This window comes from Pseudomonas sp. GW821-FHT09C08, assembly GCF_059418125.1.
Map to the genome: position 1 here is coordinate 124,933 of NZ_JBWKPG010000009.1, position 23,794 is coordinate 148,726.

26 protein-coding genes and 1 tRNA gene are annotated in these 23,794 nt (G+C 59.2%); 22 read left to right on the forward strand and 5 right to left on the reverse strand.

Annotation, left to right across the window (positions count from 1 at the left end; all coding sequences use genetic code 11):
- Position 1: 1 nt before the first annotated feature.
- The gene (locus AC07OJ_RS26290) at positions 2-919 is read right to left on the reverse strand and encodes a putative 2-dehydropantoate 2-reductase (RefSeq protein WP_120449727.1); all 918 of its coding nucleotides are present in this window, start codon (positions 917-919) and stop codon (positions 2-4) included.
- Between the two features lie 123 nt (positions 920-1,042).
- Here AC07OJ_RS26290 and AC07OJ_RS26295 point away from each other — a divergent pair, with 123 nt between their 5' ends.
- Together AC07OJ_RS26295 and AC07OJ_RS26300 are read left to right on the forward strand one after the other, a co-directional pair.
- Positions 1,043-1,528 (forward strand): YajQ family cyclic di-GMP-binding protein, encoded by a 486-nt coding sequence (locus tag AC07OJ_RS26295; protein WP_003193880.1) that lies wholly within the window; start codon positions 1,043-1,045, stop codon positions 1,526-1,528.
- 134 nt (positions 1,529-1,662) lie between these two features.
- The gene (locus AC07OJ_RS26300) at positions 1,663-2,505 is read left to right on the forward strand and encodes a mechanosensitive ion channel family protein (protein ID WP_065908820.1); all 843 of its coding nucleotides are present in this window, start codon (positions 1,663-1,665) and stop codon (positions 2,503-2,505) included.
- A 187-nt stretch (positions 2,506-2,692) separates the two neighbouring features.
- On the opposite strand, the gene AC07OJ_RS26305 is transcribed toward AC07OJ_RS26300, so the two are convergent.
- Positions 2,693-3,991: an OprD family porin gene (locus AC07OJ_RS26305; RefSeq protein ID WP_262135549.1), complete on the reverse strand. Its 1,299-nt coding sequence runs from the start codon at positions 3,989-3,991 to the stop codon at positions 2,693-2,695.
- A 741-nt stretch (positions 3,992-4,732) separates the two neighbouring features.
- Here AC07OJ_RS26305 and AC07OJ_RS26310 point away from each other — a divergent pair.
- A complete protein-coding gene (locus AC07OJ_RS26310; protein ID WP_065908824.1) occupies positions 4,733-5,158 on the forward strand; it encodes an HIT domain-containing protein in 426 nt (141 codons plus the stop codon).
- Positions 5,159-5,161: 3 nt separating this feature from the next.
- A complete protein-coding gene (locus tag AC07OJ_RS26315) occupies positions 5,162-5,368 on the forward strand; it encodes a SlyX family protein (RefSeq protein WP_015885618.1) in 207 nt (68 codons plus the stop codon).
- 70 nt (positions 5,369-5,438) lie between these two features.
- Here the strand turns inward: AC07OJ_RS26315 and AC07OJ_RS26320 are convergent, their stop codons facing one another.
- Positions 5,439-6,041 (reverse strand): cold-shock protein, encoded by a 603-nt coding sequence (locus tag AC07OJ_RS26320; protein WP_065908829.1) that lies wholly within the window; start codon positions 6,039-6,041, stop codon positions 5,439-5,441.
- Positions 6,042-6,471: 430 nt separating this feature from the next.
- Between AC07OJ_RS26320 and AC07OJ_RS26325 the strand changes: the two genes are divergently transcribed.
- The 18 genes from AC07OJ_RS26325 to AC07OJ_RS26410 all read left to right on the forward strand — a co-directional run bounded on the left by AC07OJ_RS26325 (position 6,472) and on the right by AC07OJ_RS26410 (position 20,231).
- Positions 6,472-6,945, forward strand: a complete 474-nt coding sequence (locus AC07OJ_RS26325; RefSeq protein ID WP_003193874.1) for a Dps family protein — start codon at positions 6,472-6,474, stop codon at positions 6,943-6,945.
- Positions 6,946-7,125: 180 nt separating this feature from the next.
- A complete protein-coding gene (locus tag AC07OJ_RS26330) occupies positions 7,126-7,467 on the forward strand; it encodes a ribbon-helix-helix domain-containing protein (RefSeq protein WP_065908831.1) in 342 nt (113 codons plus the stop codon).
- A 170-nt stretch (positions 7,468-7,637) separates the two neighbouring features.
- Complete coding sequence (locus AC07OJ_RS26335) at positions 7,638-7,859, forward strand: FmdB family zinc ribbon protein (RefSeq protein WP_048727052.1); 222 nt, start codon at positions 7,638-7,640, stop codon at positions 7,857-7,859.
- A gap of 107 nt (positions 7,860-7,966) precedes the next feature.
- Positions 7,967-9,742, forward strand: coding sequence for an aspartate--tRNA ligase (gene aspS / locus AC07OJ_RS26340; RefSeq protein ID WP_056858570.1), 1,776 nt, complete (start codon positions 7,967-7,969; stop codon positions 9,740-9,742).
- 135 nt (positions 9,743-9,877) lie between these two features.
- Positions 9,878-10,624 carry a YebC/PmpR family DNA-binding transcriptional regulator gene (locus AC07OJ_RS26345; RefSeq protein ID WP_065908837.1) on the forward strand — a complete coding sequence of 249 codons (747 nt, stop codon included), beginning with the start codon at positions 9,878-9,880 and terminating at the stop codon, positions 10,622-10,624.
- A gap of 170 nt (positions 10,625-10,794) precedes the next feature.
- The gene (gene ruvC, locus AC07OJ_RS26350) at positions 10,795-11,319 is read left to right on the forward strand and encodes a crossover junction endodeoxyribonuclease RuvC (protein ID WP_065908840.1); all 525 of its coding nucleotides are present in this window, start codon (positions 10,795-10,797) and stop codon (positions 11,317-11,319) included.
- Between the two features lie 67 nt (positions 11,320-11,386).
- Entirely contained in the window at positions 11,387-11,998 is a 612-nt protein-coding gene (ruvA, locus tag AC07OJ_RS26355) for a Holliday junction branch migration protein RuvA (RefSeq protein ID WP_495095481.1), read from the forward strand.
- A complete protein-coding gene (gene ruvB, locus AC07OJ_RS26360) occupies positions 11,999-13,057 on the forward strand; it encodes a Holliday junction branch migration DNA helicase RuvB (RefSeq protein WP_065908846.1) in 1,059 nt (352 codons plus the stop codon). It begins immediately after the preceding gene.
- Positions 13,058-13,196: 139 nt separating this feature from the next.
- Positions 13,197-13,652, forward strand: a complete 456-nt coding sequence (gene ybgC / locus AC07OJ_RS26365; RefSeq protein ID WP_065908849.1) for a tol-pal system-associated acyl-CoA thioesterase — start codon at positions 13,197-13,199, stop codon at positions 13,650-13,652.
- A gap of 1 nt (position 13,653) precedes the next feature.
- On the forward strand, positions 13,654-14,349 hold the full coding sequence (gene tolQ, locus AC07OJ_RS26370) for a protein TolQ (RefSeq protein ID WP_053135845.1): 696 nt from the start codon (positions 13,654-13,656) through the stop codon (positions 14,347-14,349).
- A 23-nt stretch (positions 14,350-14,372) separates the two neighbouring features.
- Complete coding sequence (gene tolR / locus AC07OJ_RS26375; protein WP_161793227.1) at positions 14,373-14,825, forward strand: protein TolR; 453 nt, start codon at positions 14,373-14,375, stop codon at positions 14,823-14,825.
- On the forward strand, positions 14,825-15,898 hold the full coding sequence (gene tolA, locus AC07OJ_RS26380) for a cell envelope integrity protein TolA (RefSeq protein WP_065908851.1): 1,074 nt from the start codon (positions 14,825-14,827) through the stop codon (positions 15,896-15,898). Before tolR ends, tolA begins: the two co-directional genes overlap by 1 nt.
- A 17-nt stretch (positions 15,899-15,915) precedes the next feature.
- A complete protein-coding gene (tolB, locus tag AC07OJ_RS26385; RefSeq protein ID WP_065908853.1) occupies positions 15,916-17,196 on the forward strand; it encodes a Tol-Pal system beta propeller repeat protein TolB in 1,281 nt (426 codons plus the stop codon).
- A 55-nt stretch (positions 17,197-17,251) separates the two neighbouring features.
- On the forward strand, positions 17,252-17,752 hold the full coding sequence (pal, locus tag AC07OJ_RS26390; RefSeq protein WP_003209827.1) for a peptidoglycan-associated lipoprotein Pal: 501 nt from the start codon (positions 17,252-17,254) through the stop codon (positions 17,750-17,752).
- Between the two features lie 6 nt (positions 17,753-17,758).
- Positions 17,759-18,589: a tol-pal system protein YbgF gene (ybgF, locus tag AC07OJ_RS26395; RefSeq protein WP_120449725.1), complete on the forward strand. Its 831-nt coding sequence runs from the start codon at positions 17,759-17,761 to the stop codon at positions 18,587-18,589.
- Between the two features lie 164 nt (positions 18,590-18,753).
- Positions 18,754-19,401 (forward strand): 7-carboxy-7-deazaguanine synthase QueE, encoded by a 648-nt coding sequence (queE, locus tag AC07OJ_RS26400; protein ID WP_106802748.1) that lies wholly within the window; start codon positions 18,754-18,756, stop codon positions 19,399-19,401.
- 16 nt (positions 19,402-19,417) lie between these two features.
- Positions 19,418-20,092 carry a 7-cyano-7-deazaguanine synthase QueC gene (queC, locus tag AC07OJ_RS26405; RefSeq protein ID WP_162946163.1) on the forward strand — a complete coding sequence of 225 codons (675 nt, stop codon included), beginning with the start codon at positions 19,418-19,420 and terminating at the stop codon, positions 20,090-20,092.
- 63 nt (positions 20,093-20,155) lie between these two features.
- Positions 20,156-20,231 (forward strand) — tRNA-Lys (locus AC07OJ_RS26410).
- A gap of 137 nt (positions 20,232-20,368) precedes the next feature.
- Here the strand turns inward: AC07OJ_RS26410 and AC07OJ_RS26415 are convergent.
- Positions 20,369-22,738, reverse strand: coding sequence for a TonB-dependent siderophore receptor (locus AC07OJ_RS26415; protein WP_495095482.1), 2,370 nt, complete (start codon positions 22,736-22,738; stop codon positions 20,369-20,371).
- 87 nt (positions 22,739-22,825) lie between these two features.
- Positions 22,826-23,794: a FecR domain-containing protein gene (locus AC07OJ_RS26420; RefSeq protein ID WP_201145793.1), complete on the reverse strand. Its 969-nt coding sequence runs from the start codon at positions 23,792-23,794 to the stop codon at positions 22,826-22,828.

A 23,794-nucleotide genomic window follows, 5' to 3' on the forward strand; every position in this document is an offset into this window, starting at 1 on the left:
CTCAGTCGCGGGGCAATCCGCGTGCAAGCAACTGGTCGACCAGGCGTACCTGCAGTTGTTGCACATGGGGCAGGTTCAACTGGTGACGTGTTGCCGCCTGGCAAGCATAGCCCAACAAAAAGCTGATTTCGGTACGGCGCCCGTTGGCCACGTCCTGGTACATGGAGGAGTAGTTCGCGGCGGTGGCCTGGATCACGCGCTCGACTTCGTGCTGCAGGTCGAGCGCGGCAGCCGGTTGGCCGCAGCATTCGAGCAGTTCGCCGAGTTCGGCGCACAAGGTTGCGACTTCACATTGATGGCTCTGCAGTTCGCCGTTGCGGCACTGGTAGAGCACGGTCAGCGGGTTGATCGCGCAATTGAGCGCCAGTTTGCGCCACAGGCGCGTAAGAATGTCGGTGCTCCATTCGTGGGGGATGCCGGCAGCGTGCAGGTCATCCAGCCACAGCGGCGGGGTTGGCTGGCTCACGTCGCCCAGCCAGGTGTAGCCATGGCCTGCGAACACCACGCGCCAGTCGCCATCGCGGAACGCACCCTCGGTGCTGGAGGCAAAGATACAGCGAGCCTGGGGCAGTTGTGCGGCCACCGCGTCCTGGCTGCCGAGGCCGTTCTGCAGCAGGATCAGCTCCGCGTCGGGTGCCAGTCGGTGCTGCAGCTGTGCGACGGCGCTCTGGGCGTCGTAGGCCTTGCACGCCACCAGCAGACGATGAATCGGCTCCGGACTGTGGGGCGTTTCTGCGCTGACCGGGTAGGTATGTGCTACGCCGTGTTCCACCAGGGTCAGCCCATTGCTCGACTGATAGCTCGCCAGGCGTGCTTCATCACGCAGGATCAACCGCACGGGCACGCCGGCGCGCGCCAGTCGGGTGGCCCAGAGTGTGCCCAGGCTGCCGGCGCCGAGAATATGCCAGGTGGTCGACATCAGTTTTTGCTCCGTAGGATCGCTCACAGTGAACGGGACGAAAGAACCGCTATAATGCCCCGGCATTTTAGCTCGGGCGCGCTCCATCTCTACTGAGCCCGCCCCTTATATTGGAGATATGACATGCCTTCGTTCGACGTGGTATCCGAACTGGACAAACACGAAGTCACCAACGCCGTCGAGAACGCCGTCAAGGAACTGGACCGTCGCTATGACTTGAAAGGCAAGGGCAGCTTCGAATTCAAGGAAAAGGAACTGACCGTCAACCTGACCGCTGAAGCCGATTTCCAGCTGGAAGCGATGATCGAGATCCTCAAGCTGGCCCTGGTCAAGCGCAAGATCGACGTGCAGTGCCTTGAAGTCAAGGACGCCTACGCCTCCGGCAAGCTGATGAAGCAGGAAGCCGTGCTCAAGGAAGGCATCGACAAGGAGCTGGCGAAGAAGATCGTTGCGCATATCAAGGATGCCAAGCTCAAAGTCCAGGCCGCCATCCAGGGCGAGCAGGTACGCGTTACCGGCAAGAAGCGTGATGACTTGCAAGAGGCGATTGCTGCCTTGCGTGCGAAAACCTTCGATATGCCGCTGCAGTTCAATAACTTCCGCGACTGATGGCCCCTTGGGGAACCTGCGGGGGTTTTTGACGTCCCACGCCCCAGAACCTGCGCCTACTCTTGAGCCCTCCGGGGCTCAATTGCATTTTGGGCACTCACTACGCCGAACATCCGGTAACCAGGAGAATGTAGATGGATTTGAATGCTGAACTGGATCACTTGATCAAGACCTCGCAGTCTTGGATCCCGATGATTATGGAATACGGCAGCCGCGTGTTGCTGGCCGTGATCACCCTGGCCATCGGCTGGTGGCTGATCAACCGCCTGACCCACCGAGTGGGGCGCTTGCTGGCCATCCGTAACGCCGACCTGGCCTTGCAGCACTTCATCACCAGCCTGGCGAACATTGCGCTGAAGGTGATGCTGATTGTCAGCGTGGCTTCGATGATCGGCGTGGCGACCACCTCGTTCGTCGCCGCGATTGGTGCCGCTACCCTGGCCATCGGCCTGGCATTGCAAGGCAGCCTGGCGAACTTTGCCGGCGGCGTGCTGATCCTGTTGTTCCGCCCGTTCCGCATTGGTGACTGGATCGAAGCCCAAGGGACCTCGGGTACCGTCGACAGCATCCAGATCTTCCACACGGTGCTGCGGACCGGCGACAACAAGACGGTGATCGTCCCGAACGGCATCCTGTCCAACGGCATCATCACCAACACCAACCGTCAGCCAACCCGCAAGGTGGTGTTCGACGTGGGTGTGGACTATGACGCCGACCTGCAGAAAGCCCGTGAAGTGTTGCTGGAGCTGGCAAAAGATCCACGCGTACTGGCGGATCCGGCGGCGGCGGCCGTGGTGTCGACCCTGGGTGACAGCTCGATCACCGTGTCCCTGCGTTGCTGGACCAAGACCGCGGATTATTGGGACGTGGTGTTTATGCTTAATGAAATGGCACGCGACCGTTTGAAGGCGGCGAATATTGATATTCCGTTTCCACAGCGAGTTATTCGCGTGATGCAGGAAACGCCGACGAAGTAAGAGGGCGGGTTTAACTTGGCCGAAGGGTCAGGTTAAACGTGTCAGCGTAATCTCGTTAGTTAGCTTGCTAGTTATTTGGTCGCTGTAACTGAACTGAAATAAAAAAGCCGCTCCCTTGCAAAGCAGGGGAGCGGCTTTTTTAATTTAAGGCCGAAGCCTTAAGTCATCGTTGTAATTAAATCGACAATTACAAGATGTTCAGCGGGTATTGCGCGATCAGACGCAGTTCGTCGATCGAAGGCGAGCCGTAGTACACACCATCGCCGGAGCGATAAGTGGCTTGACGCAGACGCAAGCTCAGGTCTTTGGCTGGACCATTCTGGATCACGTATTTGGCTTCGATGTCGCGTTCCCACTCTTTGCCGTTCGAGGTGGTGGCGGTGTTGGCGCCGCTACCGGTTACGTAACGAGTCATGAAGCTCAGGCCAGGAATGCCGAAGGTTGCCATGTTGATGTCGTAACGCGCCTGGTAGGACTTCTCGCCTTCGGCGTTGAAGTCGGAACGAGCGATGGAGTTGGCCAGGAACACAGTGCCGCCGCCATCTACGCCGTAGCCGTAGTCGCCGTCGCCGGTGACTTTCTGGGCTGCCAGGGTGAAGGTGTGTGCACCGATGGTGTACGCACCCTGCAGGCTGAACGCGCGGTTGTCGAGCTTGGTGCGTTCTGCGAACGGCAGGGCGCTGTCCTTGGAAGCACGTTGCAGGCCTTCGCCCTCGCTCTTGGTGTCGTAGATGTTGAAGTCCAAGGCGAACGATTGGTCGTTGCTCAGGGCGTGAGTCCAGTTCAGGTTGCTGTAGTACTTACGGAAGTAATCTTCGGTTTTCGCGTAGTACAGGCTACCGGTGAACTCAGGAGTGAAAGAGTACACGCCGCCGACGAAGTCGGTTTTGGTCAGGCCCAGGCTGTCATGGTAGGTCTGGTTCTGAGCGATGCTGGAAGTGAAGTGACCGCCTTCCAGCTTCAGGCCCTTGATTTCGTTGCTGGTGATCGAGATACCTTGTGGCAGCTCTGGCAGCAAGCGGCTGTCGTCAGACGCGAATACAGGGGCTGTGGTGTACTGGTCACCGATTTTCAGGACAGTATCGGAGATACGGAATTTAACCGCGCCGCCGCCTTTGGAGTAGTCGTCTTGCGAGCGACCATCGGAACCGGTTGGGAACAGACCAGTGCCTGCGCGGCCTTTGCCGCTGTCGAGCTTGACGCCCAACAGGCCAATCACGTCAACACCGACACCGATGGTGCCTTGGGTGAAGCCCGATTGGTACAGGGCATTGAAGCCCAGGCCGGATTCTTCAGCGCGGCTCTGGGAGTCTGGGCCCGACGGGTTGTTGCGGAAGTCACGGCTGAAATACAGCGCGCGAGTATTAATGCTGAAAGTGCTGTCTTCAACAAAACCCTTGGCGTCGTCCTGGGAAGAGGCCATTGCGAACTGCGAGGTGCCTGCTGAAACAGCCAGGGCGATCATGCTCCACTTCATCACGCGCATCGTGATTTGCTCCTTTGGTTTAGGAAGAGTACTGCCGTCCCACCTGTATTTTTATCTGGGCGGCTCTTTCTTTTTTGTGTCGGCGCAAAGTTATATCACGCAGACTCTATTGACGATACTTGCCCATCTATCCTTTCAGCTTCTTTACGAGGCTGTCGTAAATTGCTATCTCCGTGTCGCAAATTCACAGTCCACCTGTAACCGGACTGACAACTTCAATACTGTTTTCAAACCCGTTTCAAAGTTTGAAGTCTTCCTTGATGCGTATTGAAACGCTTGTGTTTTTATCGCGAAACACCTGCTTCCAAACGGGTGCCGTTGCCGACGATGTGGGTGTGAATGCAACAAGCGTGCACAAAGCGGTAACCGAATGTCATTTTTTCGTGAAAAACGTTACGGCCGTGTAAAAACCGCATAAGCACGGGCTTTTTACGTCGTTTTGTTTGGCCTTGACGCTTTGGTGTAACACCTGTGAGAAGGCACAAAAACACCCGGTCCGGGCAAAACGTTACCGGTTCACCCCCATGAGTGGGTAATCGGCGGATCCCTTTGATGCACAAGTGGGTCATTTTGGTGCATCCCGCTCAGGCCCGGATTAGCGTAGCTCAAATATCTGGCTGCCTCGAAAGGGTGCGTATTTTTCTCCACTTGCATCGCGGCTCGCCGCATTCGCCGTGAAGCCTTGAGCATTCGAAGGTATGCTGGGCGTCTGAAATCGACCTGCAAAAACGGAGTGCCCGCGTGTTCGCCTTAGATCAACGCCTGCAACAAGACACACTGGCCATTGGGGACTTCCCGCTCTGCCGCCTGCTGCTGTCCAATGATTCCAACTACCCGTGGTTCATCCTGGTGCCACGCATCAACGGTATCAGCGAAGTGTTTCAACTGGATGTCGCCGACCAGCAGCGTCTATGGCAGGAAACCACGGCGTTGGCGCAGTTGCTCAATGAGGGCTTGAACGCCGACAAGATGAACATCGGCGCCCTCGGCAATGTGGTCAGCCAGTTGCACGTGCATGTGATCGTGCGCAAACGCGATGATGCCGCCTGGCCTGCGCCGGTATGGGGCAAGCATCCGGCGCAGCCTTATACTGCAGAGCAGGTCGCCGCTATCCGCACCCGCCTGCGCGAGCTGTTGCCCGCCGACTTCATCTTTACCCAGGGCTGAACCATGGACCTGCAAGACCGCGTCACCGACCTGGAAAGCCGCCTGGCCTTCCAGGACGACACCATCGAGACCCTCAATGACATCCTCGTCACCCAGCAGCGGGCCGTCGAACGCCTGCAGTTGCAGATGACCGCGCTGCTCAAGCGCCAGGAAGAAATGGGCGGGCAGTTCGAAACCTCGGAAGAAGAAGCGCCGCCGCCTCACTACTAAATAGCCGGCAATAAAAAACCGCGATCCAGTCAACGCTGGATCGCGGTTTTTTTTGCTGCGAAGGCTGGAATCAGCGACGCGGCAGGGCAGCGATCACGTCTTCGGCTTGCAGGCCTTTATCGCGATTCATCACGGAGAACTCCACGCGCTGGCCTTCCACCAGGACGCGATGGCCTTCACCGCGAATAGCCCGGAAGTGGACGAAGATATCGTCGCCCGAATCGCGGGAAATAAAGCCGAAGCCTTTGGACGTGTTGAACCACTTGACGGTACCGGTATCCCGATTGGTCATGTCATAAGTTTGCGACGCGGCCGCCGGGGACGAACGGTAGAAGCTGATGGCCAGGTGAAGAACGATGGCGACCACAGCAATCACCAGGCTGAGCAGGATGGCCGGGTGGCCGCCCACTTCAGGCATAGGTGCCAGGAGGGTGAGGGTTTGTACGACAACGGTCAGAACCAGCAGCGCGCTGACCAGGTTTTGCAGTTGATGACGAGTGCCTTTGTTCCAGTAAGGGATCACCGGTGCCAGCGTCAGGTTAAGAAGGCCGAACAAGGCCAGGTACAGAGCGTCGTGTTGTTCCAGGTAGGGAGGGCTTCCCTGTTGCAAGCTCGGTATAAAGGACAGCAGCAAAGCTGCAACGCCCGTTAGCAGGTGGACGATTTTCAACATTTTGATTAACTCACGTTAAGACGGATCACAAGGAAGAGCTGACTGGCACGGTTCGCTTCTGAACAATGGGAGGCGTTGGGCACGTGCGCGGGTATCAGCCTATGCCGGCTGCCGCGGAAATTAACGGCAGCGACACGCCGCCTATTTAACAGCAAAGGCTGTGCCTACTCAAATCAAGCATTTCCGGGTGTTGCAAGGGGTACGGCATTTCTGCGTCAAACGCTTGTCCTAGACAGGTGCAGGGTTTTCAAGCGGCGTGCGGGGAAGTTTTCCCGATGCGTGCGAAGGCTTGCGCAGCACCGGCTGGCAGGTTACGCAGGGGCGATTTGCCGCACCTCACCTGGGCGTGTCGGGCTGCGCACCACCGGTACTCTTGCTAGAGTGGAGCTGCACCTGATCAATGAATGCTTGTCAATTGAAGGGGATAAACATGGCAATCGATATCGGTATCAGTGAAGAAGATCGTAAATCCATCGTCGACGGGCTTTCGCGACTGCTTTCCGATACCTATGTACTGTACCTGAAGACCCACAACTTCCATTGGAACGTCACGGGGCCGATGTTCCGTACGCTGCACTTGATGTTCGAAGAGCAGTACAACGAGCTGGCGCTGGCGGTGGACTCCATTGCCGAGCGTATCCGTGCCCTGGGCTTCCCGGCGCCGGGCGCCTATTCGATCTACGCGCGCCTGTCTTCGATCAAGGAAGAAGAAGGTGTGCCCAGTGCCGAAGAGATGATCAAGCAACTGGTGGCGGGTCAGGAAGCGGTCACGCGCACCGCGCGCGGTATCTTCCCGTTGCTGGACAAAGTCAGCGATGAACCGACTGCCGATCTGTTGACCCAGCGTATGCAGGTTCACGAAAAAACCGCGTGGATGCTGCGTTCCCTGCTCGAAAACCAATAAACGCCGGCCTTGAGTGGCGCCGTCCTGGCGCCGCTCGCTTGTTTCCGTGCATTTCCTGGCGTTGTCCTACGTCGATCAACTCCGCGTCTTCTGGCTGCCTGTCTCTGCCTGCTGTTTTATAGGGCCACTGCCCAATGGGAGAACCCGTGGGCTGCTGTTTGGCAATGGAGTGTCAGGTGTATGTCACGTGGAGTGGGTAACGGAGTAATGGAAACCGGTGGTTTTCACAGGATAACGGTCGACCCCTTTGCGAAGGGGTTTGATATGGGGCTGGCCAAGCCATTGTCCCGGTCGGTGCGCCTCAATGGGTTTTCCACTTGCCTGCGACTTGAGCAGGTGTATTGGAACATCCTGGCGGAAATAGCCAGGATCAACGCCTGCTCGGTCAGTGCGTTGCTGTCTTATGTCGATCGGGAAGTGCACTTGCGCCATGGCGGGGTGAAGAACTTCAGCGGGTTGGTCAGGGTGGTGTGTGTCGTTCACGCCTTGAAAGACCGGGTGAGTACGCCGAACCCTGAGTAATCGGCCGGCGCCGGGGCTGGCCTGCCGTCGAGGTGGGCAGGGCCCTGGTCAGAAAGCCGGCTGCGCTGCCTCGATTTACCAGATATAATCCCGCGCTTTGCTGCGCATGCCGGGGCTTTATCCCTGGGGCAGGCGTGGCGCAGTAACGTTCTGATCGCCGAGACATCTCCATGCCCATGTACGACTATCAATGTGCTTCCTGTGGTCATCAGTTGGAAGCCATTCAGAAGATCAGCGCCGCGCCGCTGGTCGATTGCCCGGCCTGCAAGGCGCCAGAGCTCAAGAAGATGTTGTCCATGCCGGGCTTCCGCCTGAGCGGCAGCGGCTGGTACGAGACTGATTTCAAGACCGGCTCGAAGAAGAATCTGGCCGGCGGCGACAAAGCAGACTGAGTTGAACTCCATGCGCAGGCTCCTGCATTATCCGTCCCCTGCTTAAATGTACGGTGACGAGGCAGGCCTCCACCGAATTTCGAATTACGAGAAGTGAAACCACTACCATGATGCGCAGCCACTATTGCGGCCAACTGAACGAGACCCTGGATGGTCAGGAAATCACCCTTTGCGGATGGGTTCACCGTCGCCGCGACCACGGCGGGGTGATCTTCCTCGATATCCGTGATCGTGATGGTCTGGCCCAGGTGGTGTTCGACCCGGACCGCGCCGAGAGCTTCGCCGCCGCCGACCGCGTGCGCAGCGAGTACGTCGTCAAGATCACTGGCAAGGTTCGCCTGCGTCCGGCCGGTGCCGTGAACGCGAACATGGCCTCCGGCGCAATCGAAGTGCTGGGCTACGAGCTGGAAGTGCTGAACGAGTCGGAAACCCCGCCGTTCCCACTCAACGAATACTCCGACGTTGGCGAAGAAACCCGCCTGCGCTACCGCTTCCTGGACCTGCGTCGTCCGGAAATGGCCGAGAAGCTGCGCCTGCGTTCGCGCATGACCACCAGCATCCGCCGCTTCCTCGACGAAAACGGCTTCCTTGACGTCGAAACGCCAATCCTGACCCGGGCTACCCCGGAAGGTGCGCGTGACTACCTGGTGCCGAGCCGTACCCACGCGGGTTCGTTCTTCGCCCTGCCGCAATCGCCACAGCTGTTCAAGCAACTGCTGATGGTCGCCGGCTTCGACCGCTACTACCAGATCGCCAAGTGCTTCCGTGACGAAGACCTGCGCGCCGACCGCCAGCCGGAATTCACCCAGATCGACATCGAGACCAGCTTCCTCGATGAAAAAGAGATCATGGGCCTGACCGAGCAAATGATCCGCAACCTGTTCAAGGAAGTGCTGGACCTGGAGTTCGGCGAGTTCCCGCACATGACCTTCGAAGAAGCCATGCGCCGCTACGGTTCCGACAAGCCCGACCTGCGTATCCCGCTGGAACTGGTGGACGTGGCCGACCAGCTCAAGGAAGTCGACTTCAAGGTGTTCAGCGGCCCGGCCAACGACCCTAAATGCCGTATCGCCGCCCTGCGCGTGCCTGGCGGCGCGAGCATGCCGCGCAAGCAGATCGACGACTACACCAAGTTCGTCGGCATCTACGGCGCCAAGGGCCTGGCGTACATCAAGGTCAACGAGCGCGCCAATGGCGTTGACGGCCTGCAATCGCCGATCGTGAAAAACATTCCGCTGGACAACCTCAACGCGATCCTCGATCGCGTCGGCGCGGTCGACGGTGACATCGTGTTCTTCGGTGCCGACAAAGCCAAGATCGTCAGCGAAGCCCTGGGCGCGCTGCGGATCAAGCTGGGCCATGACCTGGACCTGCTGACCTGCAAGTGGGCACCGATGTGGGTTGTCGACTTCCCGATGTTCGAAGAGAACGACGACGGCAGCTTCAGCGCCTTGCACCACCCGTTCACTGCACCGAAGTGCTCGCCTGAAGAGTTGGAAGCCAACCCGGCAGGCGCGTTGTCGCGCGCTTACGACATGGTGTTGAACGGCACCGAGCTGGGTGGCGGTTCGATCCGTATCCACCGCAAAGAGATGCAGCAAGCGGTGTTCCGCCTGTTGGGCATCAACGAAGCGGAACAGGAAGAGAAATTCGGCTTCCTGCTCGACGCCCTGAAATACGGCGCGCCGCCGCACGGTGGCCTGGCCTTTGGCCTGGACCGCCTGGTGATGCTGATGACCGGCGCCCAGTCGATCCGTGAAGTGATTGCCTTCCCGAAAACCCAGAGTGCTGCGGACGTCATGACCCAGGCTCCAGGTGTGGTGGATGCCAAGGCTCTGCGCGAATTGCACATCCGTCTGCGCGAGACGCCGAAGGCTGAGTAAGGCCGCTGCGTGAAAGCGCACTGAGGTTTACGCAGTCTAAAAAGGCGCATCTTCGGATGCGCCTTTGCGTTACAAGGGTTGTATCCCACCTGGGGTGGGGTTGATAAGGTTTCTACAGAATTTCGGAGTTGTGTTATGGCTGGCCATTCCAAGTGGGCGAACATCAAGCACCGCAAAGAGCGTCAGGATGCCAAGAAAGGCAAGATCTTCACCAAGTGGATCCGCGAGCTGACCGTTGCTGCCCGCCAGGGCGGCGGTGACCCAGGTTCCAACCCGCGCCTGCGCCTGGCGCTGGACAAGGCGCTGGGCGCCAATATGAGCCGCGACATCATTGATCGTGCGGTGGCTCGTGGCGCCGGTGCAGCCGATACCGACGACATGGTCGAGCTGACCTACGAAGGCTACGGCCCGGGCGGCGTGGCCGTCATGGTCGAGTGCATGACCGACAACCGCAACCGGACTGCTGCTGCCGTGCGCCATGCGTTCAGCAAGTGCGGCGGCAACCTGGGCACTGACGGCTCGGTGGCCTACCTGTTCGAGCGCAAGGGGCAGATCTCCTTCGCGCCGGGTGTGGACGAAGATGCGTTGATCGAGGCTGCCATGGAGGCGGATGCCGACGACGTGGTGAGCAACGAAGACGGCTCCATCGACGTGTTCACCTCCTTTGCTGGCTTCTATGCCGTGCGTAACGCGCTGGAAGCTGCTGGCTTCAAGGGCACCGACGCGGAAATCGTGATGTTGCCGACCACCAGCGCCGAGCTGGACCTGGACGGCGCGCAGAAAGTGTTAAAGCTGCTGGATATGCTCGAAGACCTGGATGACGTGCAGAACGTGTACTCCAACGCCGACATCCCTGAATCTGTAGCCGAACAGCTCTCTTAAGATCCAAGACAATCCAGTGTAGGCGCTGGTTGCCTGCGAAAGCATCACCGCGGTGCCACTGACACACCGAGGCGCGCGCATCGCAGGCAAGCCAGCGCCCACAGGGTTCTATGCTGTTACACACGATGTGTGCCTGGCACATACCGCTGTAAATCCAACCCGCAGGCGTTATGACTTTAATCCTAGGTATCGACCCCGGCTCGCGCATCACCGGTTTTGGCGTGGTGCAGCAGACGCCACGTGGCTGCATCTACGTTGCATCGGGGTGCATTCGTACCGGTGCGGGCGAGCTGGCCGAGCGCTTGCAGATCGTCTATCGCGGCGTGCGTGAAGTGATCCAGACCTATGGGCCGGTGACCATGGGCATCGAAAAGGTCTTCATGGCCAAGAATGCCGACTCGGCCCTCAAGCTCGGCCAGGCCCGGGGCGCCGCCATCGTGGCCGGTGCGGAGGAGGGCATGGAAATCGCCGAATACACCGCGACCCAGGTCAAGCAGGCCGTGGTGGGTACCGGTGCGGCCAATAAAGAGCAGGTGCAGATGATGGTCATGCACATGCTCAAGCTCACCGCCAAGCCGCAGATCGACGCCTCGGACGCCCTGGCTATTGCGATTTGCCACGCGCATACCCGTTCCAGCCTGCTGCCCCACGGCCTCGGTACGGCACGCAGTCGTGGCGGGCGCCTGCGTCTCTGATAGCATCAGCGCAATCGTTGTTTCCGGTCAGGCCATGCTCTGACCCCAAGCTTTAAGGATCTGAACCGTGATTGGACGCTTGCGCGGCACCCTGGCTGAAAAACAGCCGCCGCACCTGATTCTGGATGTAAACGGGCTGGGGTATGAGCTGGAAGTGCCCATGACCACCCTGTATCGCCTACCGTCGGTCGGTGAGCCGCTGACGCTGCACACCCATCTGGTGGTACGCGAAGACGCGCAACTACTCTATGGTTTCATCGGCAAGCGCGACCGCGATTTCTTCCGCGAGCTGATTCGCCTCAATGGCGTGGGGCCGAAACTGGCCCTGGCATTGATGTCGAGCCTGGAAGTGGATGAGCTGATGCGTGCCGTTTCAGCCCAGGACACCTCGGCGCTGACCAAGGTCCCGGGGGTCGGCAAGAAGACGGCCGAGCGCCTGCTGGTAGAGCTCAAGGACCGCTTTAAAGCCTGGGAAGTGGTGCCGAGCATGTTTGCCCTGGTGCCGAACCAACCGGATATGCCGGCGGGCCAGGTCGCCAGCGCCGAAAGTGATGCGGTCAGCGCGCTGATTTCCCTGGGCTACAAGCCGCAGGAAGCCAGCAAGGCCGTATCGGCCATCAAGGACAAGAACCTGAGCAGTGAAGACATGATCCGCCGCGCCCTGAAGGGAATGATTTAAGTGATTGAAGCTGATCGTCTGATCGCGGCCACTGGCCCCCGTGACCGTGAAGAAATCCAGGACCGCGCCATCCGCCCCCTGAGCCTGGCCGACTATATCGGCCAGCCCACCGTGCGCGAGCAGATGGAGCTGTTCATCCAGGCTGCGCGCGGGCGCAGCGAGTCCCTGGACCACACCTTGATCTTCGGCCCGCCGGGGCTCGGCAAGACCACCCTGGCCAACATCATCGCCCAGGAAATGGGCGTGTCGATCAAGTCCACCTCCGGCCCGGTGCTGGAGCGCCCAGGCGATCTGGCGGCATTGCTGACCAATCTCGAGCCCCACGATGTGCTGTTCATCGACGAGATTCACCGGCTGTCGCCGATCGTCGAGGAAGTGCTGTACCCCGCGATGGAGGACTTCCAGCTTGACATCATGATCGGCGAAGGCCCGGCAGCTCGCTCGATCAAGCTCGACCTGCCGCCGTTCACACTGGTCGGCGCGACCACCCGTGCCGGGATGCTGACCAACCCGCTGCGAGACCGTTTCGGCATTGTTCAACGTCTGGAGTTCTATAGCACCGCAGACCTGGCGACCATTGTCAGCCGTTCGGCGAGCATTCTCGGCCTGCCGCTGGACCCGGAAGGCGCGTTTGAAATCGCCCGCAGGGCCCGCGGCACGCCACGGATCGCCAACCGCCTGCTGCGCCGCGTGCGTGACTTTGCCGAAGTGCGGGCCAAGGGGCATATCACCAAGGCCGTGGCCGACCTGGCCTTGAACCTGCTGGATGTCGACGAGCATGGCTTCGATCACCAGGACCGGCGTCTACTCTTGACCATGATCGAGAAGTTCGACGGTGGCCCGGTGGGGGTCGACAGCCTGGCGGCGGCCATCAGTGAAGAGCGCCACACCATCGAGGATGTGCTGGAGCCGTACCTGATCCAGCAGGGCTACATCATGCGTACGCCAAGGGGCCGGGTGGTGACGCGGCATGCGTATCTGCACTTCGGGTTAAACATTCCGTCACGATTGGGTGAGATGCCTGTGGTAGACGAATTCCTCGATGCAGTGGACGATTAAAAGCTTCACGCAAGTCGATTTATTCGATGTTTGTGCTGTCCTAGTGGCTGGCGTCGTCATTCAGTCACTGGAAATGTTTCGGTGGATGAAAAAACAGTTGCCCAGCCGGATTGGCAACCTGAGGAGTAAGCACTAGAGTATGCGCGCGCAAAACGGGGATCAGTCGTTCGCACATCGCTGTCGCGTTTATTACGAGGACACCGATGCTGGCGGCATCGTGTATTACGTCAATTACCTCAAGTTCATGGAGCGGGCTCGAACCGAGCGGCTACGGGAGCTGGGCTTTGCCCAATCCGAGCTGGCAGGGGAGGACCTGTTGTTCGTCGTGCATTCCAGCGAGGCGCGGTATCACGCGCCGGCGCGGTTGGACGATGAACTGCTGGTCAGCGCTGAAGTAATCGAATTGAACCGTGCCAGCCTGCGTTTCAAGCAACAGGTCAGGCGGGCAACGGATGCAACGCTGCTCTGTGAGGGGCAGTTCCTGGTGGCGTGTGTGCGCACCAACAGTTTGAAACCTCGGGCCATTCCCGAAACTCTACGTGCGGCCTTTGCCGCCGTGAGCGGCGCGGGTAAACAATCAAAGCAGGAGATTTAGCGTGGAACCTACCGTCGTCGACCATTCCTCCATGTGGAGCCTGGTCAGCAATGCCAGTGTTGTGGTTCAACTGGTCATGCTGACCCTGGTAGCCGCATCGGTTACCTCTTGGGTCATGATTTTTCAGCGCAGCAACCTGCTGCGCGCCGGTCGACGTGCCCTGGAGAGCTTCGAAGAGCGCTTCTGGTCGGGTATCGACCTGTCCAAGCTGTACCGCCAGGCCGGCAGCAACCCGGACCCGGATTCGGGTGTGGAGCAGATCTTCCGTGCCGGTTTCAAGGAGTTCTCGCGCCTGCGCCAGCAGCCGGGTGTTGATCCGGAAGCCGTAATGGAAGGCGTGGCCCGTGCCATGCGCGTGGCCATCTCCCGTGAAGAAGAGAAGCTGGAGCAGAGCCTGCCGTTCCTCGCCACCGTTGGTTCGGTCAGCCCGTACATTGGCCTGTTCGGTACCGTGTGGGGGATCATGAACTCCTTCCGTGGCCTGGCCCAGGCCCAGCAAGCGACCCTGGCCACCGTGGCCCCAGGTATTGCCGAAGCCCTGATCGCCACCGCGATCGGCCTGTTCGCCGCTATCCCCGCAGTAATCGCCTACAACCGCTTTGCTGCCACCAGCGAAACGTTGATCAGCCGTTACTACACCTTCGCCGATGAATTCCAGGCGATCCTGCACCGTAAAGTGCACACCAGCGAAGAATAAGCAGGTAATTCCCAATGGCTTTAATCGCTCGAGCTCGCAAAAAGCGCAAGCCGGTCGCCGAGATGAACGTAGTGCCCTACATCGACGTGATGCTGGTGCTGCTGGTCATCTTCATGGTGACCGCGCCGATGCTCAACCAGGGCGTGAAGGTTGATCTGCCCAAGGTTTCCAGTGAAGCCTTGCCGCAAGACAACAACACACAGGTCCTGACCATTTCGATCAAGGCTGACAAGACCTATTACTGGAACCTTGGCAGCGAAGTCGACACTCAGAAACAGCAAGACAAGGCCTTGACCCTGCCGGCGATGACCGATGCGGTGACCAAGATCATTCGCTCTGGCAACGAAGGCGGCAAGCACACCCAGGTGTTCATCCGGGGTGACAAGTCGGTCGACTACGGCTCTGTGATGGGCGCCATGGGCGGGCTGCAGAAGGCCGGCGTCGGTAACGTTGGCTTGATTACCGAGGCGCCCTGATGCAGCAACAGCGAGAGCCGTCCGCCTCGGAAAGCTTCTTCTGGCCTAGCGTCTGGGCAATTGCCCTGCACGTCCTGGTGTTTGGCATGCTGTTCGTCAGTTTTGCCATGACCCCGGATCTGCCGCCAGCCAAGCCGATCGTGCAGGCGACCCTGTATCAGCTGAAATCGAAAAGCCAGGCCACCACCCAGACCAATCAGAAGATTGCGGGTGAGGCCCAGAAGTCGGCTGCGCGCCAGACTGAAGTCGAACAGATGGAACAGAAGAAGGTCGAGCAGGAAGCGGTGAAGGCTGCTGCGGAACAAAAGAAAGAAGAGGCGGCTCAAAAGGCCGAGGAATCGAAAAAGGCTGACGAAGCGAAGAAGGCCGACGAGGCGAAAAAGGCTGATGAAGCCAAGAAAGCCGAGAAAGCTGCCGACGCGAAAAAGGCCGAAGAGAAACAATTGGCTGATATAGCCAAGAAGAAAGCCGAAGACGAAGCGAAGAAAGCTGCCGAAGAAGAGGCCAAGAAAAAGGCCGCTGAAGACGCCAAGAAAAAGATAGTCGAAGACGCGAAGAAGAAAGCCGCCGAAGACGCCAAGAAAAAAGCTGAAGCAGACGAGGCGAAGAAGAAAATCGCCGACGACGCGAAGAAGAAAGCTGCCGCCGATGCCACCAAGAAAAAGGCCCAGGAAGCAGCGCGTAAATCCGCCGAAGAGAAAAAGGCCCAGGCCTTGGCAGATTTGCTCTCCGACACGCCGCAGCGTCAGCAAGCCTTGGCCGATGAGCGTGGCGATGAAGTCGCGGGCAGTTTCGACGACCTGATTCGGGCACGCGCAGCAGAAGGCTGGACCCGTCCACCTTCGGCACGCAAAGGCATGACAGTAGTGCTGCAGATCGGCATGTTGCCGGACGGTACGGTGACTTCGGTCAGCGTGGCCAAGTCCAGTGGTGACGGTTCGTTCGACAGTTCGGCGGTTGCCGCGGTCAAGAACATTGGCCGGTTGACCGAGATGCAGGGAATGAAACCAAGCGACTTCGCTCCCTATCGTTCATTCAAGATGACATTCACACCTGAGGATCTAGCCTTGTGAGAAACCTTCTTCGAGGAATGCTTGTCGTTATTTGCTGTATGGCAGGGATAGCGGCGGCGGATGAAAAGAACATCCTGGTCACCAGCGGTAGCGATCGGGCCACCCCGATCGCAGTCGTACCGTTCGGTTGGCAGGGCGGCAGCGTGCTGCCGGACGACATGGCCCAGATCGTCAGCGATGACCTGCGCAATTCCGGTTACTACGCGCCGATTCCGAAAGGCAACATGATCAGCCAGCCTACCCAGGCCAGCGAAGTCATCTTCCGTGACTGGAAAGCCGTCGGCGCCCAGTACCTGATGGTCGGCAACATCGTTCCGGCGGGTGGTCGCCTGCAGATCCAGTACACGTTGTTCAACGTGGCCACTGAGCAGCAGGTCTTGACCGGCAGCGTTTCGGGGACTGCCGAACAGCTGCGCGACATGGCCCACTACATCTCGGACCAGTCGTTTGAAAAACTCACCGGCATCAAGGGGGCGTTCTCGACGCGCCTGTTGTATGTCACGGCTGAGCGTTTCTCCGTAGACAACACTCGTTACACTTTGCAGCGCTCGGACTATGACGGTGCACGCGCCGTGACCCTGCTGCAATCGCGTGAGCCTATCCTGTCGCCGCGTTTCGCGCCGGATGGCAAGCGTATCGCCTACGTGTCTTTCGAGCAGAAGCGTCCGCGTATCTTCGTCCAGCACATTGATACTGGCCGTCGTGAGCAGATCACCAACTTCGAAGGCCTCAACGGTGCACCGGCCTGGTCGCCGGATGGTTCGCGCCTGGCGTTCGTGCTGTCCAAGGACGGCAACCCGGATATCTACGTGATGAACATGGCTTCGCGCCAGATCACTCGCGCAACCAGCGGCCCGGGTATCAATACCGAACCGTTCTGGGGCAAAGATGGTTCAACCATCTACTTCACCTCTGACCGCGGCGGCAAGCCACAGGTCTATAAGGCGAACGTGAATGGTGGTGGTGCAGAGCGTGTTACTTTTATCGGTAACTACAATGCCAATCCGAAGCTTTCGGCTGATGAAAAGACGTTGGTGATGATTCACCGTCAGGATGGTTTCACTAATTTCCGGGTTGCGGCCCAGGATTTGCAGCGTGGAACGGTAAAAATCCTCACGGATACCAACCTTGATGAGTCAGCTACTGTTGCGCCCAACGGCACCATGGTAATCTACGCCACCCGCCAGCAGGGCCGGGGAGTCTTGATGCTCGTGTCCATTAATGGACGCGTAAGGCTCCCGCTTCCTACCGCTCAAGGCGAAGTCAGAGAACCGTCCTGGTCCCCTTACCTGAACTGACGCGGCGCTACAAAAAGAAGTACTTAACACACTGGGGTTCATTAGGAGTTTCACGATGGAAATGCTGAAGTTTGGTAAGTTTGCTGCTCTGGCTCTGGCTCTGTCCGTAGCCGTTGGTTGCTCGTCTAAAGGCGGCGACAATGCCGGTGAAGGCGCAGCTGTTGATCCAAACGCTGGTTACGGCGCTAACACTGGTGCAGTTGACGGCTCCCTGAGCGAAGAAGCTGCTCTGCGCGCTATCACCACTTTCTACTTCGAATACGACAGTTCGGACCTGAAGCCAGAAGCCATGCGCGCTCTGGACGTTCACGCGAAGGACCTGAAAGCTAACGGCGCTCGCGTTGTTCTGGAAGGTAACACCGACGAACGTGGTACTCGTGAGTACAACATGGCACTGGGCGAGCGTCGTGCGAAAGCCGTTCAGCGCTACCTGGTACTGCAAGGTGTTGCTCCAGGCCAACTGGAACTGGTTTCCTACGGTAAAGAGCGTCCAGTTGCTACTGGCCACGACGAGCAGTCCTGGGCTCAAAACCGTCGCGTCGAACTGCGTAAGTAATTCGTCATGCGAACGTGCCGTCGTGCTCTAACTGTATTGGCTCTCAGCCTCGCCCCGCTTGCGGTGTGGGCTGCGGTTCCTGTGGAAGATAGCAACTCTGGCTATAACAATAGCGGGAGCAGCTATCCGCCAGCAGGTTATGGCACGAACGGCGCCTATGCGGGGGGAGCGGCTACGTCCGCTCCCTCGGCACAGGGCGAACTGTTCAACCAGCTGCAACGCATGCAGGATCAATTGTCGCAGCAGCAAGGCACGATTGAAGTACTGCAAAATCAGGTGAACCAGCTGAAGCAAGAAGGCCTGGAGCGTTACCAGGATCTTGACCGACGTATAGGAGCCGGCGTTACACCTGCCGCTACTCCTGATAATTCTTCTACCGGTGGCGCGCCAAGCGCTGCTGCCGGTGGTGCAGCAGCAGGGGCCGCGGCTGCCGCCCCTGCCGCCAGCAGCGAACCGGGTGATCCGGCCAAGGAAAAGCTGTATTACGATGCCGCTTTCGACCTGATCAAAGCCAAGGATTTCGATAAGGCCAGCCAGGCCTTTACCGCATTCCTGCGCAAGTACCCGAACAGCCAGTACGCGGGCAATGCCCAATACTGGTTGGGTGAGGTCAACCTGGCCAAGGGTGATCTGCAGGGCGCCGGCCAGGCATTTGCCAAGGTCAGCCAACTGTACCCCAAGCACGCCAAGGTGCCTGATTCGCTGTACAAACTCGCCGACGTAGAACGCCGCCTGGGTCATACCGACAAGGTCAAAGGCATTCTGCAGCAGGTTGTCGCCCAGTATCCGGGGACTTCCGCTGCCCAGTTGGCGCAACGGGATCTGCAACGCTTGTAAGCGATGCTGTCCGTTTAGAAGAAACCCGCGCCTGTCGCGGGTTTTTTCGTTAGAATCCACGCCCTTTTATGAAACACGCTTTTTGGGGTCTACGCGTTGGCGGGGTCCCTTGAAGTGCCTGACGGAGGCGGACAGCCTGTTTAGCTGTTACGCCCGTGGCGACTATGCAAGACACATTACGTATCACCGAAGTTTTTTACTCGTTGCAGGGTGAAACGCGCACCGCTGGCCTGCCCACAGTCTTTGTGCGGCTGACCGGTTGCCCGTTGCGTTGCCAATACTGTGACAGCGCCTACGCCTTCAGTGGCGGTACGGTGCGCACCCTCGAAGACATCCTTGAGCAGGTTGCCGGTTACCGGCCGCGCTACGTCTGCGTGACGGGCGGCGAGCCGCTGGCGCAACCCAATGCCATCCCGTTGCTCAAACAGCTGTGTGATGCCGGTTACGAGGTGTCCCTGGAAACCAGTGGCGCCTTGGATATCTCAGCGGTGGACCCGCGCGTGAGCCGCGTAGTCGACCTGAAGACCCCAGGCTCCAAGGAAGCGCACCGCAACCGCTATGAGAACATCGACCTGCTGACGGCCAACGACCAGGTCAAGTTCGTCATTTGCTCCCGTGAAGATTACGACTGGGCGAACTCCAAGTTGATCCAGTATGGCCTGGACCGTCGCGCGGGCGAGGTGCTGTTCTCCCCCAGCCACCATGACTTGAATGCGCGTGACCTCGCCGATTGGGTGGTTGCGGACAATCTACCGGTGCGCCTGCAATTGCAGTTGCATAAATACCTTTGGAACGACGAGCCAGGACGCTGATATGACTGAACACACCATGGATCAAAAACGCGCGGTAATCCTGCTTTCCGGCGGCCTCGACTCCGCCACGGTGGTGGCGATGGCGCAGGCTGAAGGTTACACCTGCTACACCATGAGCTTTGACTACGGCCAGCGCCATCGCGCCGAGTTGAACGCCGCTGCGCGTGTCGCGCGGGACATGGGGGTTGCCGAGCACAAGGTGATCGGCCTGAACCTCAATGGCATCGGTGGCTCGGCCTTGACCGACAGCAGCATCGATGTGCCAGAAGCACCGAGCGAAGGCATCCCGGTGACTTATGTACCGGCACGCAATACCGTGTTCCTGTCCCTGGCCCTGGGTTGGGCTGAAGTGCTGAACGCCCGCGACATCTTTATCGGCGTCAACGCGGTGGATTATTCCGGTTACCCGGACTGTCGCCCAGAGTTCGTCGAGTCGTTCGAGCGCATGGCCAACCTGGCGACCAAAGCCGGGGTAGAAGGGCAGGGGTTCCGTATCCTCGCGCCGCTGCAAAACCTCAGCAAGGCCGATATTGTGAAGGCTGGTGTAGGACTTGGCGTCGATTATTCGCTGACTGTTTCCTGCTATCAGGCAGACGATGACGGCCGTGCTTGTGGGAAGTGTGACAGCTGCCGACTGCGCGCAGAGGGCTTCCAAGCGGCCGGAATTGCGGACCCAACGCGTTATTTCTGATTTATTTCAAATAAGGTGTTGAATAATCCTTAGAAATCAGTATTATACGCGCCACCACACAGCGGGTCGTTAGCTCAGTTGGTAGAGCAGTTGGCTTTTAACCAATTGGTCGTAGGTTCGAATCCCACACGACCCACCATTTTTGGCGGTTTAGAAAATCCGGAAGGCCCACGCAAGTGAGGATTTCCGGGTTTTTTTTTGCCCGCAAGAAATCCATTCTCTCGCAGCCCACTTTATGAGCAGCCCTCGCCTGGCTATCAGGCGAGGGCCAACGCCTCAGAAGTTGTACTTCAGGCTGGTCATGACATTACGCGGCGCGCCATACATCCCTTCTGAATAAACGCGTGCGTAGTACTCGCGGTCGAACACGTTGTTCAGGTTGACGGTGGCACTGAGGTTTTTCGAGAAGTCGTAACGCGCCATCAGGTTGGCCACGGCGTAGCTGCCCTGCTGGTAATAGTGCAAATCTTCGCCGGTCTTGGTCTGCCAATTGACCCCGCCACCCACCGTCACTTTGTCCAGCACGCCTGGCAAGCGATATGAGGTGAACGTCTTGAACATATGCCGAGGCAGGGTAGTGACGATGCGTTTGTCGTCCGCATCGGTGGTGACGCTGTAGGCATAGCCGGCAGATGCCTGCCAGCCTTCGGCCAATTCACCATTGATTTCCAGCTCGACCCCTTGGGTCTTGGCGCTTTGCTCGATGCGGTAGGCCTGGGTATCCGATTGCCAGACAGCGAGGTTGTCCTGTTCGAGTTGGAACAGTGCCAGGCTGGCGTTCAACTGTTCGTCGTAGAAGCTGCCCTTGATCCCCACTTCATAGCCTTTGCCCTCCAGGGGCGGCAAGGCCTTGCGGTTGATGTCGCGCACGTAGGACGCCTGCGGATTGAAGATCTTGGTGTAGCTGGCATACAACGCCCAATTTTCATCCAGGTCGTAGACCACGCCGGCATAGGGAATAAAGACGCCTGTTTCGCGTTCCTTGACCGAGGAGGTGCCTTCACCATACACGTTGGTGTCGGTGTCACGCTTCCAGTCGGTCAAGCGCCCGCCGAGGATCAGGCTCAAGTCGTCAGTGATGTGCAGGCGTGAAGTCAGGTAGGCGGCATATTGCTTCTCGCGGATGCTGCCCTTGCCGAGTACCGGCGTCGCCGGCTTTGGCGAGTCGCCGTTCCAGGTGCGGTAGTCAGGCACCTGGAAGCCATAGTCGCGTAGCCAATCCCCGTAGTTGGGGGTGTGTTCTTCGTAGTCGGTCGCGGTAATGCCGGTGATCAGCTCGTGTTCACGGCCGAATGCCGAGAACGGGCCGGTGAGGTAGGCGTCCAGGTTGTCCTGGCGTGGTGTGCCCGACCAACGTACAGGCAGCAGGGTGCCACCCGAACCAGTGGCCTGGTCGAGGCTGCCGATGGTAAAGGAGAAAAACTCGTCGAACTTGTTCTCAGTGTGGCCGTACTCGATCTTGCCGCTCCAGCCGTTATCGAATTGATGCTCGATGCCGGTGAAGTAGTTGGTCTGGTCGTGATCGTTGTAGGACCATTTCGGTGCGGTATTGAGCGAGCGTTGGGCATGGGTTTTCTCGCCGTTGCTGAACAGCGTCTGGTAGCCGCCGCGCAGGGGCGAATCAACTTGGGTCTTCTGGTAGCTGAAGCCTGCGGTCAACAGGGTTGAATCGCTGAGGTCGAACTCGCTGATGCCGTAGATTAATTGCGAGTCTTGCTTGAAGCGGTCGATCCAGGCCTGCTCGGTCTTGTAGTCCACCACCAGCCGGCCGCGAACAGTGCCGGTTTCAGTCAGTGGGCCGGAGACATCGACGCCCGTGCCATAGCGGTCCCAACTGCCGGCTTCTGCAGTGAGGCTGACCTGGGCTTGCGCTGTCGGGCGTTTACGGATCAGGTTGATAGTCGCCGAGGGGTTGCCCATCCCACTGATCAGGCCGGTAGCGCCGCGTACGATCTCTACCCGGTCGTACATTGCGGTGCTTTGGGTGTAATTGTCCATGCGCGTGGAGGTGGGCACGCCGTCAATCTCGAAGTTCTGGATCTGGAAACCCCGGGACCAGTAGCTGTCATTCTCGGTGCCCAGGCCCGCGCGAGTCACCGCGATGCCGGGGCTGGCTTCAAGCACGTCCGTCAGGTTGTTGAGTTTCTGGTCATCCAGGCGCTGGCGGGTCATCACTGTGACCGATTGCGGGGTTTGCTTCTGGGTCAGGTTAAGCCGGGTCGAGCTGCTGGAGGAGTAGGCGGTGTAGGAACCGGTGCCTTCAGTGGTCGAGCCGGGGGCCTTGCCGGAGATGGTCGTGCTGCTCAACTCCAGTCGTGAGGCCTCGCTGGGCGCTGCCTGCAATTGGTAGCGTTGGCCGCCCAACTGCACCGCAGTGAGGCCCGTGTTCAGCAGCAATATCTGCAAGGCCTGCTCGATGGAGTAGTTGCCGCTGAGGGCATGGCTGGTTTTTCCGGCCGTCAGTGCGGCATCGGCAGCCAGGTAAATACCGGCCTGGGCTGAGAGCAGGTTCAATTGGGTCGCCAATGGCCCGGCGGCGATTTCGTAATGTTGCTCCTCGGCCCAGGCGATGGGGCTGACGCTGGCCAGGGCGAGGGCGGCCGAGCAGGCGAAAAGATGCAGCGGAAGATGAGGGCTGAGTGACATCTTGAGGGTCCTTGTAGAGGTGGCTCGCGGCCATGTCACTAGCTAAATCGAATGAGAATTAAAATCAGGAAGTGGCGTCGGAAAAAATTAGCGAGGCTTCACCGTCGTCCAGCCCGCAAAGGTCTGTTCGATACGAACCGGCAACACGCCTTCGAGCATCGCCAGGGCCTGGTCGGTGTCGTGCAGGGGAAATGTGCCCATCACGCGTAACTGGGCGACACGCGGGTCGACGCCCAGGTGCCCACGGCGATAGTTGGCCAATTCGTGAATAAACTCCTCCAACGGCATGTCTTCTGCCGGCAACACCCCGCGCGTCCAGGCTTGGCGTTCAAGCTGCGCCGGTGTTGTTTCGCTGATGCGCTGCGTATCGAACCACAGGCGTTCGCCAGCCGCGGCCACACGTACCTGGGGCGTGTCGATGCACCGCGCCTGCACCGCCCCTTCATACACATTGAGTTGAGTGCGTGATGCCTGCTCACGCACGCTGAATCGAGTGCCCAGTGGGGTAAGGCTGCCCTGGGCGGTCGTCACTACAAACGGGCGAGGGTCGGCCGCGGTCGCGATCATTACCTCACCCTGATACAAGCGGATGCTGCGTTGCCCTTTATTCATATCAACGTCCAGCGCGGTGGCGCTGTTGAGCCAGATACGCGAGCCATCGGCCAGGCGGCGTTCGAGGATTTGCCCGGTGACGGTGCGATAGCCGGCCTGCCAGGCCAGCAGTTGCTGGGTCAATGCGCCATGGCGCCAGGCCAGTCCTCCCAGCAGCAGCCCGCCGCTGATGATCGACAAGCTGCGCAGCACCTGGCGGCGGGACCGGGGCGAATGTTGCAGTGATTGCAAGGTGCGGCTGGCGGTATCGGCATCACCCTGCAGCGGCGCGAAGCGCTGGCTGACCCGCTCCACGTAGCGCCAGGCCTGCTGATGACTGTCACTGCGCGCCAACCAACGTTGCCAGGCTTCCAGCTGCGCAGCATCGTTGGGCGCGCTACTCAGGCGGGCGAACCAGTCGGCGGCTTCCTGCAGCGTGTGATGATCGGGCTTGGACACGGGCAT